13 protein-coding genes are annotated in these 12,235 nt (G+C 64.8%); 2 read left to right on the forward strand and 11 right to left on the reverse strand.

The window, feature by feature from the left end:
• Positions 1 to 81 precede the first annotated feature (81 nt).
• Positions 82 to 1,416, forward strand: coding sequence for an MFS transporter (locus tag JQ603_RS15165; protein WP_212340600.1), 1,335 nt, complete (start codon positions 82 to 84; stop codon positions 1,414 to 1,416).
• A 188-nt stretch (positions 1,417 to 1,604) separates the two neighbouring features.
• On the opposite strand, the gene JQ603_RS15170 is transcribed toward JQ603_RS15165, so the two are convergent.
• The 11 genes from JQ603_RS15170 to soxX all read right to left on the reverse strand — a co-directional run bounded on the left by JQ603_RS15170 (position 1,605) and on the right by soxX (position 11,179).
• A complete protein-coding gene (locus tag JQ603_RS15170; RefSeq protein WP_212340601.1) occupies positions 1,605 to 3,320 on the reverse strand; it encodes an N-acyl-D-amino-acid deacylase family protein in 1,716 nt (571 codons plus the stop codon).
• A 186-nt stretch (positions 3,321 to 3,506) separates the two neighbouring features.
• Positions 3,507 to 4,712, reverse strand: a complete 1,206-nt coding sequence (locus JQ603_RS15175; RefSeq protein WP_212340603.1) for an MFS transporter — start codon at positions 4,710 to 4,712, stop codon at positions 3,507 to 3,509.
• Between the two features lie 270 nt (positions 4,713 to 4,982).
• On the reverse strand, positions 4,983 to 5,153 hold the full coding sequence (locus JQ603_RS15180) for a hypothetical protein (protein WP_212340605.1): 171 nt from the start codon (positions 5,151 to 5,153) through the stop codon (positions 4,983 to 4,985).
• 86 nt (positions 5,154 to 5,239) lie between these two features.
• A complete protein-coding gene (locus tag JQ603_RS15185) occupies positions 5,240 to 6,277 on the reverse strand; it encodes an MBL fold metallo-hydrolase (protein ID WP_212341522.1) in 1,038 nt (345 codons plus the stop codon).
• Between the two features lie 285 nt (positions 6,278 to 6,562).
• Entirely contained in the window at positions 6,563 to 7,006 is a 444-nt protein-coding gene (locus JQ603_RS15190) for a hypothetical protein (protein ID WP_245003632.1), read from the reverse strand.
• A gap of 17 nt (positions 7,007 to 7,023) precedes the next feature.
• Positions 7,024 to 8,769, reverse strand: a complete 1,746-nt coding sequence (gene soxB, locus JQ603_RS15195; RefSeq protein WP_212340609.1) for a thiosulfohydrolase SoxB — start codon at positions 8,767 to 8,769, stop codon at positions 7,024 to 7,026.
• Positions 8,770 to 8,823: 54 nt separating this feature from the next.
• On the reverse strand, positions 8,824 to 9,129 hold the full coding sequence (locus tag JQ603_RS15200) for a hypothetical protein (RefSeq protein ID WP_212340611.1): 306 nt from the start codon (positions 9,127 to 9,129) through the stop codon (positions 8,824 to 8,826).
• Positions 9,126 to 9,989: a sulfur oxidation c-type cytochrome SoxA gene (gene soxA / locus JQ603_RS15205; RefSeq protein WP_212340618.1), complete on the reverse strand. Its 864-nt coding sequence runs from the start codon at positions 9,987 to 9,989 to the stop codon at positions 9,126 to 9,128. The genes JQ603_RS15200 and soxA overlap by 4 nt, the downstream gene beginning before the upstream one ends.
• Positions 9,989 to 10,300, reverse strand: a complete 312-nt coding sequence (gene soxZ, locus JQ603_RS15210; RefSeq protein WP_212340620.1) for a thiosulfate oxidation carrier complex protein SoxZ — start codon at positions 10,298 to 10,300, stop codon at positions 9,989 to 9,991. Before soxZ ends, soxA begins: the two co-directional genes overlap by 1 nt.
• Before the next feature lie 11 nt (positions 10,301 to 10,311).
• Entirely contained in the window at positions 10,312 to 10,803 is a 492-nt protein-coding gene (gene soxY / locus JQ603_RS15215) for a thiosulfate oxidation carrier protein SoxY (protein WP_212340622.1), read from the reverse strand.
• A 22-nt stretch (positions 10,804 to 10,825) separates the two neighbouring features.
• Complete coding sequence (gene soxX, locus JQ603_RS15220) at positions 10,826 to 11,179, reverse strand: sulfur oxidation c-type cytochrome SoxX (protein ID WP_212341523.1); 354 nt, start codon at positions 11,177 to 11,179, stop codon at positions 10,826 to 10,828.
• A gap of 262 nt (positions 11,180 to 11,441) precedes the next feature.
• On the opposite strand from soxX, the gene JQ603_RS15225 reads away from it, so the two are divergent.
• Positions 11,442 to 12,113 carry a DUF938 domain-containing protein gene (locus tag JQ603_RS15225; RefSeq protein WP_212340624.1) on the forward strand — a complete coding sequence of 224 codons (672 nt, stop codon included), beginning with the start codon at positions 11,442 to 11,444 and terminating at the stop codon, positions 12,111 to 12,113.
• Positions 12,114 to 12,235 lie beyond the last annotated feature (122 nt).

Below are 12,235 nucleotides of genomic sequence, written 5' to 3' on the forward strand. Positions count from 1 at the left end.
TGCGTTGGCTTTCAAGCCGTTGTTAGCTCCCAGGACGGCCAAATCAAAAAGTGCCGATAATAAAGACCTATAGGGAGAACGATGAGCGCTCAGGGAACGCCCGACATGGGCAGGACGGCAGGGGATTCCAGGGCGACGCCAAAGGGCGCCTGGACCGTCACATTTCTCCTCTTTCTCTTCATGGTGGTGAATTTCGCGGACAAGATCGTCGTCGGTCTCGCCGGCGTGCCGATCATGACCGACATGAAGCTCAGCGCCGAGCAGTTCGGCCTGCTCGGGTCCTCGTTCTTCTTCCTGTTCTCGATCTCGGCCATCGTGGTCGGCTTCATCGTCAACAAGGTGCCGACGCGCTGGGTGCTGCTGACGCTGGCGGTGATCTGGGCGCTGGCGCAATTCCCGATGGTCGGCACCGTCTCCTTCACCACGCTCCTGATCTGCCGCATCGTGCTGGGCGCCGGCGAAGGTCCGGCCTTCTCGGTCGCCGCGCACGCGATCTACAAATGGTTCCCCGACGAGAAGCGCACGCTGCCGACCGCGATCCTGTCGCAGGGCTCGGCCTTCGGCGTGATCCTGGCGGTGCCGGCGCTGAACTGGGTCATCGTCAACCATTCCTGGCACTACGCCTTCGGCGCGCTCGGCGTCGTCGGCCTGATCTGGGTCGCGGCCTGGCTCGCGCTCGGCAAGGAAGGCCCGCTGGAGGACACCCAGGTCCTCGCCGTCACCGAGCCGAAGATTCCGTATGTGCAGCTCCTGACCTCGCGCACCTTCCTCGGCTGCGTGATCGCGACCTTCGGCGCCTATTGGGCGCTGTCGCTCGGCCTCACCTGGTTCACACCCTTCATCGTCAAGGGGCTCGGCTTCTCGCAGAGCCAGGCCGGCTTCATCTCGATCCTGCCCTGGGTGTTCGGCGCCACGATCGTCATCCTCACGGGGTGGATCTCGCAGGTGATGATGGCGCGCGGCTACACCACGCGCATCTCGCGCGGCGTGCTCGGCTCGGTGCCGCTGATCATCGGCGGCCTGATCCTCGCCATGATGGGGCATGTCGAGGGCGCCGGCCTGCAGATCGCGTCGCTGGTCATCGGCTCCGGCCTGTGCGGCGCGATCTACGTGGTCTGCCCGCCGATGCTCGGCGAGTTCACCCCGGCCTCGCAGCGCGGCGCGGTGATCGCGATCTACGGCGCGCTCTACACGCTCTCGGGCATCATCGCGCCGAGCGTGATGGGCACCGTGATCCAGCGCTCCGGCACCATGCTCGACGGCTACCTGACCGGCTTCACCATCAACGCGGTGGTGATGGTCGGCTCCGGCGTCATCGGCCTGCTGCTGCTGTGGCCGAACACGGAAAAGGCGAGGTTGACGCGTGGTGCGGCGGCGCAGCCCGCGGCATTGAAGGGCGCGGTGTCGCCGACGTAAGGAGTGCGGTTCTTACCCTCCCCTGGAGGGGGAGGGTCGATCGCGCAAAGCGCGAGCGGGGTGGGGTGATCTCTCCGCTCGTACACTGTTGGATGGGGGAGACTGTCACCCCACCCCGTCTCACATTCCGCTGCGCTCCATGTGAGCCGACCCTCCCCCTCCAGGGGAGGGTAAGCGGCCGCCTCGCCTCAATTCACCCCCTGCGCCCCACGAATCAGCTTCCCCGGCCGCTTTCCCGTGGCCTCACCCTGCCGCCGCGTCACCACGCCCGAGACGATCGTCGCCTCATAGCCGTCGACATCCTGCAGCAGTCGCCGCCCGCCGACCGGCAGGTCGTAATGCACCTTCGGCGGATGCAGGTGCAGCCGGTCGTAGTCGATCACATTGACGTCGGCCTTGTAGCCGGGCGCGATCAGCCCGCGGTCGGTGAGGCCGACCGACAGCGCGGTCTTGCGCGATTGCGCGGCGACCACGAACGGGATCGACAGCTTCTCGCCGCGCGTGCGGTCGCGGGTCCAGTGCGTCAGCAGATAGGTCGGGAAGCTCGCATCGCAGATGATGCCGCAATGCGCGCCGCCGTCGGACAGGCCCGGCACGGATTGCGGATCGAGCAGCATCTCGCGCGTCGCATCGAGATTGCCGTCGGCATAGTTGAGGAAGGGCACGTAGAGCATGCCGCGCCCCTCGTCCGACAGCACCGCATCATAGGCGAGCTCTTCCGGCTGCCGGCCCTGCCTGCGGGCCTGCGGCCCCAGCGCGTTCTCCGGCGGCTGCTCATAGTCCGGGGGATCGCCGAGCAAAAACATCTTGTCGTAGTTGGGGCGGAAGAACAGCGGATCGTCGGTCGCGGTCGCCGTCTCGCTCAAAATCGCCTTGCGCACGTCGGCTTGACGCAGTCGCGCCAGCCGCTCCCCAAGCGGCAGATGCGCGATCGCCTTGTAGCTCGGATGAGTCTGGAATGGATTGCGCGATAGTTCGAGCCCGAGCAGCAGGCCGACGGGACGCGCTGCGATCTGTGCGGTGATGGAGAGGCCGCGCTGTGCGGCCGCATTGATCTCGTCCAGCGTCTGGCGCCAGCGGTTCGGCGCCTTGTCGTTCTGCGTGATCGAGAACGAGATCGGGCATTTCGTTGAGTCCGCGACCCGCAGCATCATCGGCAGGTCTTCGTGGATGGTGGAGAGATCCAGCACGAATTGCAGCACGCTGCGCCCTTGCCGATGCATGGCGCCGGCAATCGCGGTGAGCTCGTCCTCGCCGGCCTTCAGGGTCGGGGTGAAATCGCCGGTCGAGGTGCGGTGGTTGAGCGTGCGCGAGGTCGAGAAGCCGAGTGCGCCGGAGCGCACCGCCTCGCCCGCGAGCTTCGCCATCGCCGCATTGTCCTCGGCGGTCGAGGGATCGCGGCGCGCGCCGCGCTCACCCATGACATAGACCCGCAGTGCGGCATGCGGCAGTTGCGCGCCGACGTCGATGTCGAAATCGCGCTTGCTGAGCCAGTCCATGTAGTCCGGAAAGCTCTCCCAGGCCCAGGGAATGCCGGCGCTCAGCACCGGCTCGGGAATGTCCTCGACGCCTTCCATCAGCTGGATCAAGCGGGTGTGGTCGGCAGGCTTGCACGGCGCAAAGCCGACACCGCAATTGCCCATGATCGCCGTGGTGACGCCGTTCTGCGACGACGGCGTGATGTCCTGGCTCCAGGTGACCTGGCCGTCGTAATGCGTGTGCACGTCGACGAAGCCCGGCGTCACCAGTTTTCCGCGCGCGTCGATCTCTTCTTGTCCCTTCGCAGCGACCTTCCCGACCCCGCTGATCCTGCCGCCGGTGATGGCGACATCAGCCTCGAACAGCTCGCCGCCACTTCCATCCGCAACGGTGCCGCCGCGGATCACGAGATCAGGATTGCTCATGGTGTCTCTTCCCGTTTTGTTGTTGCTTGTTTTCGTCGTCCCGGCCTAGTGCGCAATTGCGCACGGGGGCCGGGACCCATAACCACGACTGTTGGTTTTGCGAAGACCGGCAATGACCAGCTCGCGCACAACTGCCTTCGTGAGTATGGGTCCCGGCCTTCGCCGGGACGACGCCTGAACCCGTTACTATGCCTTGGCCGGCTTTCGCTCCGTGAACGGCGACAGCACCACCGTCGCCACCATGAAGATCACCGACGCGCCGAACACCCAATGCGGCGCGCTCTGGTCCATGATCCAGCCGAACAGCAGCGGTGAGACGATGCCGCCGAGATTGAAGCCGGTCGAGACGATGCCGAAAGCGCGGCCGGCGGCACCCGCAGGCGCTGCATTGCGCACCAGCATGTCGCGCGAGGGCGCGATCACGCCGGAGAGGAAGCCTGCGGTCGCCATCGTGGCCGTCAGGGCCCAGCCCGGCAGCGTCACCAGCGCGATCAGCAGCACGATCGCCGCATTCGCGGCGAAGCAGGCAGCAGCGACATAGCCGTGGCGCTCGGTGTGGTCGGCGAGGAAGCCGCCCGCGAGCACGCCCGCAGCGCTGCAGCCAAGGAACGCGGTCAGCATGACGTTGGCCGAGGAATAGGAGACGCCATAGCCGCTCATCAGCGCGACCACGCCGAAATTGTTGATGCCGGCGACCGACAGGCTGAGCAGCATGAACAGCATGGTCAGCATCATCAGCGCCGGCGTGATGACGGCCTGCTTCGGGGCACTCTCCGCCCCCGGTTTCTTCTTGTTCGCGCCGGCATCGGGAATGTTCATGACGATCAGCAGAAACGCCACCAGCACAGCGATCGCCCCCGATGCGATCAACGCGCCGGTACCGCCGGACATCGTGACGAGTGCTGCGACGATCGCCGGTGCCACCGCGCCGCCGAGAAAGCCCGCAAAGGTGTGGATCGAGAAGGCGCGGCCCATCCGCGCCTCGTCCATGTGCTCGGCCAGGATCGCGTAATCGGCGGGGTGATAGACGCTGTTGGCGAGCCCGAGCAGCACGGCGCAGGCGATCAGGGAGGCGTAGCTCAGATGCAGGCCGAGCAGGATCAGCGCGCAGCCGCCGAGCGTCAGCCCGATCAGCAGGATTCTGCGCGCGCCAAAATGGTCGACGAGATAGCCCGTCGGCGCCTGCGTCAGGCCCGAGACGACGGCGAGCGTGGTCAGCGAGAAACCGAGCTCGACATAGCCGACGCCGAGCTTCTCCTTCAGGAACGGGAACAGCATCGGCAGGACCAGCAGATGGAAATGGCTGACCCAATGCGCGATCGAAATCCCCGTCAGCGTGCGCAGCGCACTATCCGCCTTGCCTTGCTGCGGTGCGGCGAGAACGTCGACCATTCCAGTTCCGTTTCACTCCCGATGGACGCGCAAACTATCGGGGAGTGCGGTTATTTGTCCATGAACGCAGGCGCATGGCAGGTAGCGCGGGCGGGGGCGTTACGATGCCCCCACATCGTCGTCCCGGCGAAGGCCGGGACCCATACCGCGTGATCCCTCGATTGTGATCGATCGCAGTACCGAACAACGATCCTCCGCCAAACTGCGCTCTGGGGTTATGGGTCCCGGCCTTCGCCGGGACGACGGCGGAATTTGAAGCGCTCGCTGTCTCTACAACGGCTCGTCATCCGGGCCGTATCGATCGCGCTTCGGCGTTGCGATGTCGCCGTCCTCGTAATCGTCGTCGTCGATGTCGTGCGGCGGCGGTGGCTTCTTCGCCTTGTCCTCCGCGGATTTGGGCGGCTCGCCCGGCTTGGCAGTCTTGTTGGCGGTTTTGGCCATGGCTGGTCCCGGATGGTGATGCTGCATCCGAATCTACCCGCCAAATATGTGCGGGGCCTGACTTATCTCAAGGGGCAGCGAGGCCGTCAGTGCACGATCGGCCCGCCCGCCTTCTTCCAGGCATCGATGCCGCCGGCGATATGGGCGGTGTTGAGCAGGCCCGCGTCCTTTGCAGCCGCGACCGCCATCGCCGAGCGCTCGCCGAAGGCGCAGAAGAACACGACGCGGCGCCCCGTGGCGGCCGCGACCTCGCGCAGCATGCCGCCGGGCTTCAGGCTCTCCTCGACGGAGGGATAGGGCGTGTGCAGCGCGCCTTCGAGCATGCCGTGCTTCATCCGCTCGTTGGTCTCGCGTAGATCGACCAGCAGGATATCGGGTCGGTGAAGCGAGCGGATCGCCTCGCTCGCACTGAGTGCGCGGCCTTCTTTCTCCAGCTCTTCCTGATGCAGGCCGACCCGCATGTTGGCGGGCACCGCCACGTCCATCATCTTCGGATTGGGCAGCTTCAAATTCGCCATCAGCTCGATATATTCGTCGACCGAGCGCACCTGGAGCCGCGGATTGTAGCGCTTCTCCTCGCCGATGGTGGAGACGGTGTCGCCCTTGTAGTCATGGGCCGGAAACACCATCGTCTCGTCCGGCAGCTTCAAGAGGCGGTTGAAGATCGAATCGTATTGCGCGCGTGAAGAACCGTTCTGGAAATCGGTGCGGCCGGTACCGCGGATCAGCAGCGTGTCGCCGGTGAAGACGCGGTCGCCCATCAGGTAGGAATAGGAATCGTCGGTGTGGCCCGGCGTGTACATCACGTCGAGCGAAAGCCCCTCGATCGTCACCTTGTCGCCGTCCGCGACCCGCATCGCCACCACGTCGGCCTTGGTCTGATCGCCCATCACGGTCATGCAATGGGTGCGGTCGCGCAGCTCGCCGAGCCCGGTGACGTGGTCGGCATGCAGATGGGTGTCGACCGCTTTCACCAGCTTGAGGTCGAGCTCGCGCAGCAGCTGGCAGTAGCGGTCGACCTTCTCCAGCACGGGATCGAGGATCAGCGCCTCGCCGCCGGGGCGGCTGGCGAGGACATAGCTGTAGGTGCCCGAAACGCTGTCGAAGAGCTGGCGGAAGATCATGGCAGGACCCGGCTTGGAACTGACTTCCAAGATTCTACTATGTTCCGGGCTAGGAAGAGAAGCAATTCACTGTGTAAACAAGAAAATTTAGAAGATTTTTATTGCGGATGAGGGCAGGGACGAGTGCCCCAAATTCGGTGTCGTCCCGGCGAAGGGCGGGACCCATACTCCCAGGGAGGAGTTTGGCGAAGATTAGTCGTTCGGTACTGCCACCGCCTCTCTCGAAAGATCACGCAGTATGGGTCCCGGCCTGCGCCGGGACGACAGCGGAGGGTGTGGCTCAGACTACGGCCGCACCACCGTGTAGCCGTTCTCCGCCAGGAACAGGATCTGCCCGACCCCGACCTGCACCGGCGTCGCCGCCGGGATGAACTCCGGCCGCTTGCCCGTCTCGCGCTCGAGCGTGTCGACCGTGTTGAGGCAGATGTCGAAGCGCACCCCCTGGGCGATCAGGCTTTCGACCTGCTTGCGGCGCTCGCTGCCTGCGAGCAGCAAGTCGATGCCGGGACCGAACGCCACCACCTCGATCGCGACCTTGTCGGGGTCATAGGCCTTCAGCAGATTGTTGGCGACGCTCAGCACCAGCGCCTGCTTCCTCGCATCGCCGTCGGAGAGCTGCAGCACGATCTTGTGCTCGGCGAATGGCTTGTCCTGAAGCGGTACCGGCTGTGCCGAAGCGGGCGACATCGTTGCCCAGGCCAGCAGCGCCAGCAGCATCGTGCGAAACATCCGCAACCCCATCATCCCTATCCCGCAATGCCCGGGTTGCCGTCGACGCCCTTCAGCGCGATGCCGGTGCCGAGCCGCTCCTGAAGCATCCGGCCCGAGCGCAGATATTTGCCGACGACGTCCCACACCGGAGCGCCCTGCCGGCCGTTGACCGAGGCCCAGCCCGCGACCTTGTAGCGATGGTTGGCGCTGATCGCCTTGCCGCCATCGAGCCTCAGCTCCGAGATGCGGCTGCCGATCGCATCCGTCGGCGTGCAGGTGTAGCTGAGCCCGCCGGCGCGCACCATGTCGCCGCCCTGCTGATAGTAGGGGTCGGCGTTGAAGAGATTGTCGCAGACGTCTTCCAGCACGGTCTTGATCTCTGCGCCGGTCATTTCCTGCACGTAAGTTTCGGGATAGGTGATCGCGGTTTCCGCGAGCAGGTCCTCCATGGTCAGCGCCTGGCCCGACAGCGCGGTGACGCCCCAGCGGAAGCCCGGCGACAACGCGATCTCGGCGTCGAGCTCGGTGCGCAGCGCGGTGCAGATCAGCTCGTCCATGGGCCCGGTGAAATTGCCGCGGCGATAGAGCAGGCGGTCGGGTGTCGCGATCTTCTCGGACCAGTCGGCGACATGCGGTGCGCGGACCCGTCCGATCAGCTCGGCCATCGCCGGATCGGGCTTCAGGAGCTCCGAATAGACCGGCAGCAGATGATAGCGGACGTCGCTGAGCTTGCCCTTGTCGAGCGCGAGATCGAGCACGCCCAGGAATTTGCCGTTGGAGCCGGCATTGGTGACGAGTGTCGTGCCGCCGGCGTTCTTCACGGCGATCGGCTGCGGCACGGCATCATGGGTGTGGCCGCCGAGGATGACGTCGATGCCGGTGATGCGGCTGGCGAGCTTGAGGTCGACGTCCATGCCGTTGTGCGACAGCAGGATGACGGCATCGACCTTGTCGGTGCCGCGCAGGGCGTCGACGTGCTTCTGCAGCTCTTCCTCGCGGATGCCGAAGGTCCAGTCCGGCGTGAAGCGTTTGGGATGCGCGATCGGAACGTAAGGAAAGGCCTGGCCGACGATCGCGACGCGATGACCGCCGAGCTCCTTGATGACAGAGGGCTTGAACACGCGCCCGGTCGCGGGGTCGAAGGCGCGGGCGTCGTTGAACGCGGCCTCCTCGGTCAGGAACACGTTCTGCGCCAGGAACTCGCCCTTGAAGCGCTCGAGATTGTCGCGCAGCACCTGCTCGCCATAGGTGAATTCCCAATGCCCGGTCATCGCCTCGATGCCGAGCAGATTGGCGACCTCCACCATGTCGCGGCCCTGCATGACATTGGCAAGCCCGGTGCCCTGCCAGAGGTCGCCGCCGTCGACGAGCATGGAATCTTTCTCGCCGACATCGCCGCGCAGGCGATCGACCAGCGTCTTCAGATGGGCAAAGCCGCCGAGCTTGCCGAAGCGGGCCGCGGACTTCTCGAACTCGAAGCAGGTGAAGGCGTAGGCGTCGGCGCTATCGGGGCGGATGCCAAATCGCTCGAGGAAGGCGCGTCCGACCAGATGCGGCGGCCGTCCCGCCATCTCGCCGATGCCGATATTGACGCTCGGCTCGCGGAAATAGACCGGATTGAGCTGCGCATGCGCGTCGGTGATGTGCAGGATCCGCGCATTGCCGAACCGTTCGAGCTCGTAAATGCTCGCGGTCTCGGTGCCGCGCGCAAGCCGGGGCAGGCTGAGCGATGCGGCGGCAAGGCCTGCAGTCTTCAGGAAATCGCGGCGGCGGAAAGCCATCTCGAATTCTCCGCGCCCCTTCAACGACGGTCCGACAGTTCCAACAGGCCCAGTCTAGCGGATTTCCATCGCCTTCCAGGCCTCTTTTTCAGAGGTCGCCTGGAAGATCGACGCCTTTGCCAGCGCTTCGGCCTCCTTGGCTGCGGCCAGCGCGCGGTCGAAATCGCCGCCATCTGCGGCCCTCTTGGCGGCCGCCAGCGCGGAAACGGTCACGGTCCACTGGTTACGCATGCCGGCTGCCTCCTTGGAGGCGGCTTCGGCGGCGGCATAGGCCGCCTTGTAATCCGCCTCATTTGCCGCGCGCGCGGATGGCGCAAGGCTCAGGGCGAGCAGTATGGCGAGAGCAAATGACCGCTTCATGGCCGCGCTCCCGGGCCCGAGATCGGCAGGCCGTTGGCGACGTAGGAGAGGAAATATTCGACGTCGCGATATTCATCTGCCTGCGGCTCCAGCGGAACCGCGCGGGTCTGGCTGTTGCAGGTGACGAAGCGGCGGCTGGTCGTGCCCATGCCGCTCCATTCGGAGCGGTAGATCGGCATCGCGTTCAGAATGCCGAGCGCCGGCGCCAGGATCTCGGCGCGGATGCGCTCGCCCGGGCTCTGCACATGGCAGCTCGCGCAGGAGAAATTCATCTGGCCGCGCCGCGTGTAGAAATAGCGCTTGCCGTTCTCGAACGCCGCGAGCGCGCGGGGATCATCGGGGATCTTGATGTCCATCAGCTTGCCGCGCGAGGTGTAGGCCATATAGGCGGTCAGCGAGGCCATCTCGTCCTTGACGTAGGAATAGGGCGCCTCGCCATTGGCCTCGCGGCAGCGGTTGAGCGCGAGCTCCAGCGTGACGACCTTGCCTTCCTTCTCGTCGAAATAGGGATAGTTCTGGCGGATGCCGATGCCGCCGTTCGGAAAGCAGTCGGCATAGGTCTTGCCGTTCTTGAACGGGGTCGAAAACATCTCCTTGCCGGCGTCGAGCGCGAACTCGTAAGGCGGGAATTCCTCCTTCTCCTGCCACTGCCGCTTCATGTCCTCGTTCATGGAATAAGGACCGTTGACGAAATCCTCGTGCTTCACGTTCGGAAACTTCTGGAAGAAGAAGTTCTGGAACGCCTTGGCGTCAGTGACGGGATCGACCTTGTCGGCCGCGACCACGCGCGGAGAGGTCAGGGCGAACGCGACCAGCGCGGCGCTGAGCGAGCCAAGCAGGAGGTGGATGCGGGCCTTCATCACGCGATCTTCGCGGTGGTCGTGTCCGAGCCGCCCTTGTTGTCGGTCCAGGTGATCTTGAGTTCGTCGCCCTTCTTGGCGCCCTTGAAGCTGAACTTGACATAGGGGTCCTTGGAGACCGCGGTGCCCCAATCGGCGACGAACACGTCCTTGCCGTTACATTCGAACTTCAGCTGCTGGATGAAATGCGCCGGGATCAGTTCGCCCTTGGAATCCTTGACCAGGCCGGTGTCCATGGGGTGCTGGATCAGCGCCTGCACCTCGGTGATGTCGCCGTTGGCGGTGGCGCGTACGCGAATGCTGGATGCCATCTCCGTTCTCCTTAGCCGCCGCAGCCGCCGACGGTGACCTTGACCTCTTTGGTCGCGCTGTAGAGCTTGCCGTCGGCTTCCACGATCGCGGTCACATTGGTGGTCTTCGCCATCTTCAGGCGATTGGCGACACCAGGCATCGTGCCGTCCGGAATCCTGTAGCTTGCTGCGAGCGCGAACGGGTTCTCGGCGACGAAGAACGAGATCGTGGTCACCTTGTCGAGCGTCGTCGTCACCGAGATCGGCACCACGCCGCCGTTCTCGGCAATCTCGGGCGCATCCAGCTTGATCTTGTCGGAGGGCTCGGCCGTCTTGCCGTAGAGCGCCTTGATCGCGTCCGCCTCGTTCTTCTGCTTGAACGCCTCGTCCGGATATTTGTCGTTCGCCGCCGCGAGCGCAGAAATGGCGCCGAACGGCAGATTGCCGAGGCCGAGCAGTGTGACCGAGGCTGCGCCCTGAAGGATCAGGCGCCGCGTCGGATGAGGGCCGGTGGTGGTGGTCATCTCAGGTCTCCTGGGCCCGCCGTTACAGCGTCTGCAGGAAATCAACGATCGCGCTGATCTCCTGTTCGGTCAAAATCCGGTTCCGGCCGAACGGCGGCATCATGGTCTGGGGATTGCGCTTGGTCTCGTCGAAGATGATCGCCACCAGCTCGTTGCGATCAGGGTATTTTGACTTGATGTCCTTCAGTTCCGGGCCGATCGTTCCCGGCAGGTCGCCGCCTTTGATGACATGGCAGGTCAGGCAATTGCCCTTGCCGCGGTCGAAGGCGAGCTTCTGGCCGTCGGTCACGGCGGATTGTGCTCGTGCCGGGCTGGCGAGGCCGGCGGCGATGGCCAGCAGGAGGAACAGGACAGGCATCCGGAAAAGGGCGGTCAAGGCGTCATTCCGAGGCGTTATGGCGATGGTCTCGATCGCGGCAATAGAAGCGTTCCAAAGCACAAAGGGCGGTCGCTGACAATCAAGACTATGCACGCGGCAAATTGGAGTTAATATCTTCCGCATTGCAACTGAAGAGCTTATTTGTTCGGTCGATTTGGCCTCAAGACTTTAGGGCAATGGGCGCGGGCCGGCTGTTTCCAGGGCGTTTGGGCGCTCATCCTGTTTTCATCGCGTTCTCGTTTTTTCAAGGGGACCTCACTTGGCTGAATATGTCGTCGAATTTGGCAGGGACGGCGGACGGGTCGAGCCGGACGGTCGTCTCGATGCGCCGGCCTTCCATCGCAATCACGAGCCGATCTGGGCGGCGCTGGAGAAGCATCTGGCGGGGCTGACCGGCAACGTGGTCGAGGTCGGCAGCGGAACCGGCCAGCACGTGGTCCATTTCGCTCGCCATACGCCCGGCCTGATCTGGTGGCCGAGCGATCTCAACCAGCGGCACGTGAAGAGCATCGAGGCCTGGCGCGTGCATTCGGGCCTGCAGAACATCCGCTCGCCGTTGCGGATCGATCTCACCGATCCCGACTGGTGTCCGGAGATGAAGAGCGGGCAGGGGCCGACCAGCCTCGCCGCCGTGTTCTGCGCCAATGTCATCCACATCGCGCCCTGGACCGTGGCCGAAGGCCTGTTCGCCGGCGCCGGCCGCTATTTGCGCGCCGATGGCAAGCTGTTCCTCTATGGCCCGTTCAAGCGCGACGGCAAGCACACTGCGCTCAGCAATGCCGTGTTCGACACCTCGTTGCGCGAGGGCAATCCCGACTGGGGCGTCCGCGACGTCGTCGATGTCGAGAAGCTGGCGAAGGCGGCGGGCCTCCGCCTTGTCGACACGATCGAGATGCCCGCGAACAATCTGACGCTGGTGTTTTCGCGCTAAGCCGCGACGGCAGTGCGCTCCTTCTCCGCTTGCGAGGGAGGGTACTCGCATATGAAGGAGCGTGGCGGATAGCTCGCCCGCAGCCCATCCTTCGAGACGCCCGCCGGTGGCGGGCCCTCAGG

This window comes from Bradyrhizobium liaoningense, from assembly GCF_018130825.1.
Classification (GTDB): domain Bacteria; phylum Pseudomonadota; class Alphaproteobacteria; order Rhizobiales; family Xanthobacteraceae; genus Bradyrhizobium; species Bradyrhizobium liaoningense_B.

Coding starts and splice junctions, on each gene's coding strand:
- JQ603_RS15165 (WP_212340600.1), top strand. CDS start 82: ATGAGCGCTCAGGGAACGCCCGACATGGGCAGGACGGCAGGGGATTCC.
- JQ603_RS15170 (WP_212340601.1), bottom strand. CDS start 3,320: ATGAGCAATCCTGATCTCGTGATCCGCGGCGGCACCGTTGCGGATGGA.
- JQ603_RS15175 (WP_212340603.1), bottom strand. CDS start 4,712: ATGGTCGACGTTCTCGCCGCACCGCAGCAAGGCAAGGCGGATAGTGCG.
- JQ603_RS15180 (WP_212340605.1), bottom strand. CDS start 5,153: ATGGCCAAAACCGCCAACAAGACTGCCAAGCCGGGCGAGCCGCCCAAA.
- JQ603_RS15185 (WP_212341522.1), bottom strand. CDS start 6,277: ATGATCTTCCGCCAGCTCTTCGACAGCGTTTCGGGCACCTACAGCTAT.
- JQ603_RS15190 (WP_245003632.1), bottom strand. CDS start 7,006: ATGTTTCGCACGATGCTGCTGGCGCTGCTGGCCTGGGCAACGATGTCG.
- soxB (WP_212340609.1), bottom strand. CDS start 8,769: ATGGCTTTCCGCCGCCGCGATTTCCTGAAGACTGCAGGCCTTGCCGCC.
- JQ603_RS15200 (WP_212340611.1), bottom strand. CDS start 9,129: ATGAAGCGGTCATTTGCTCTCGCCATACTGCTCGCCCTGAGCCTTGCG.
- soxA (WP_212340618.1), bottom strand. CDS start 9,989: ATGAAGGCCCGCATCCACCTCCTGCTTGGCTCGCTCAGCGCCGCGCTG.
- soxZ (WP_212340620.1), bottom strand. CDS start 10,300: ATGGCATCCAGCATTCGCGTACGCGCCACCGCCAACGGCGACATCACC.
- soxY (WP_212340622.1), bottom strand. CDS start 10,803: ATGACCACCACCACCGGCCCTCATCCGACGCGGCGCCTGATCCTTCAG.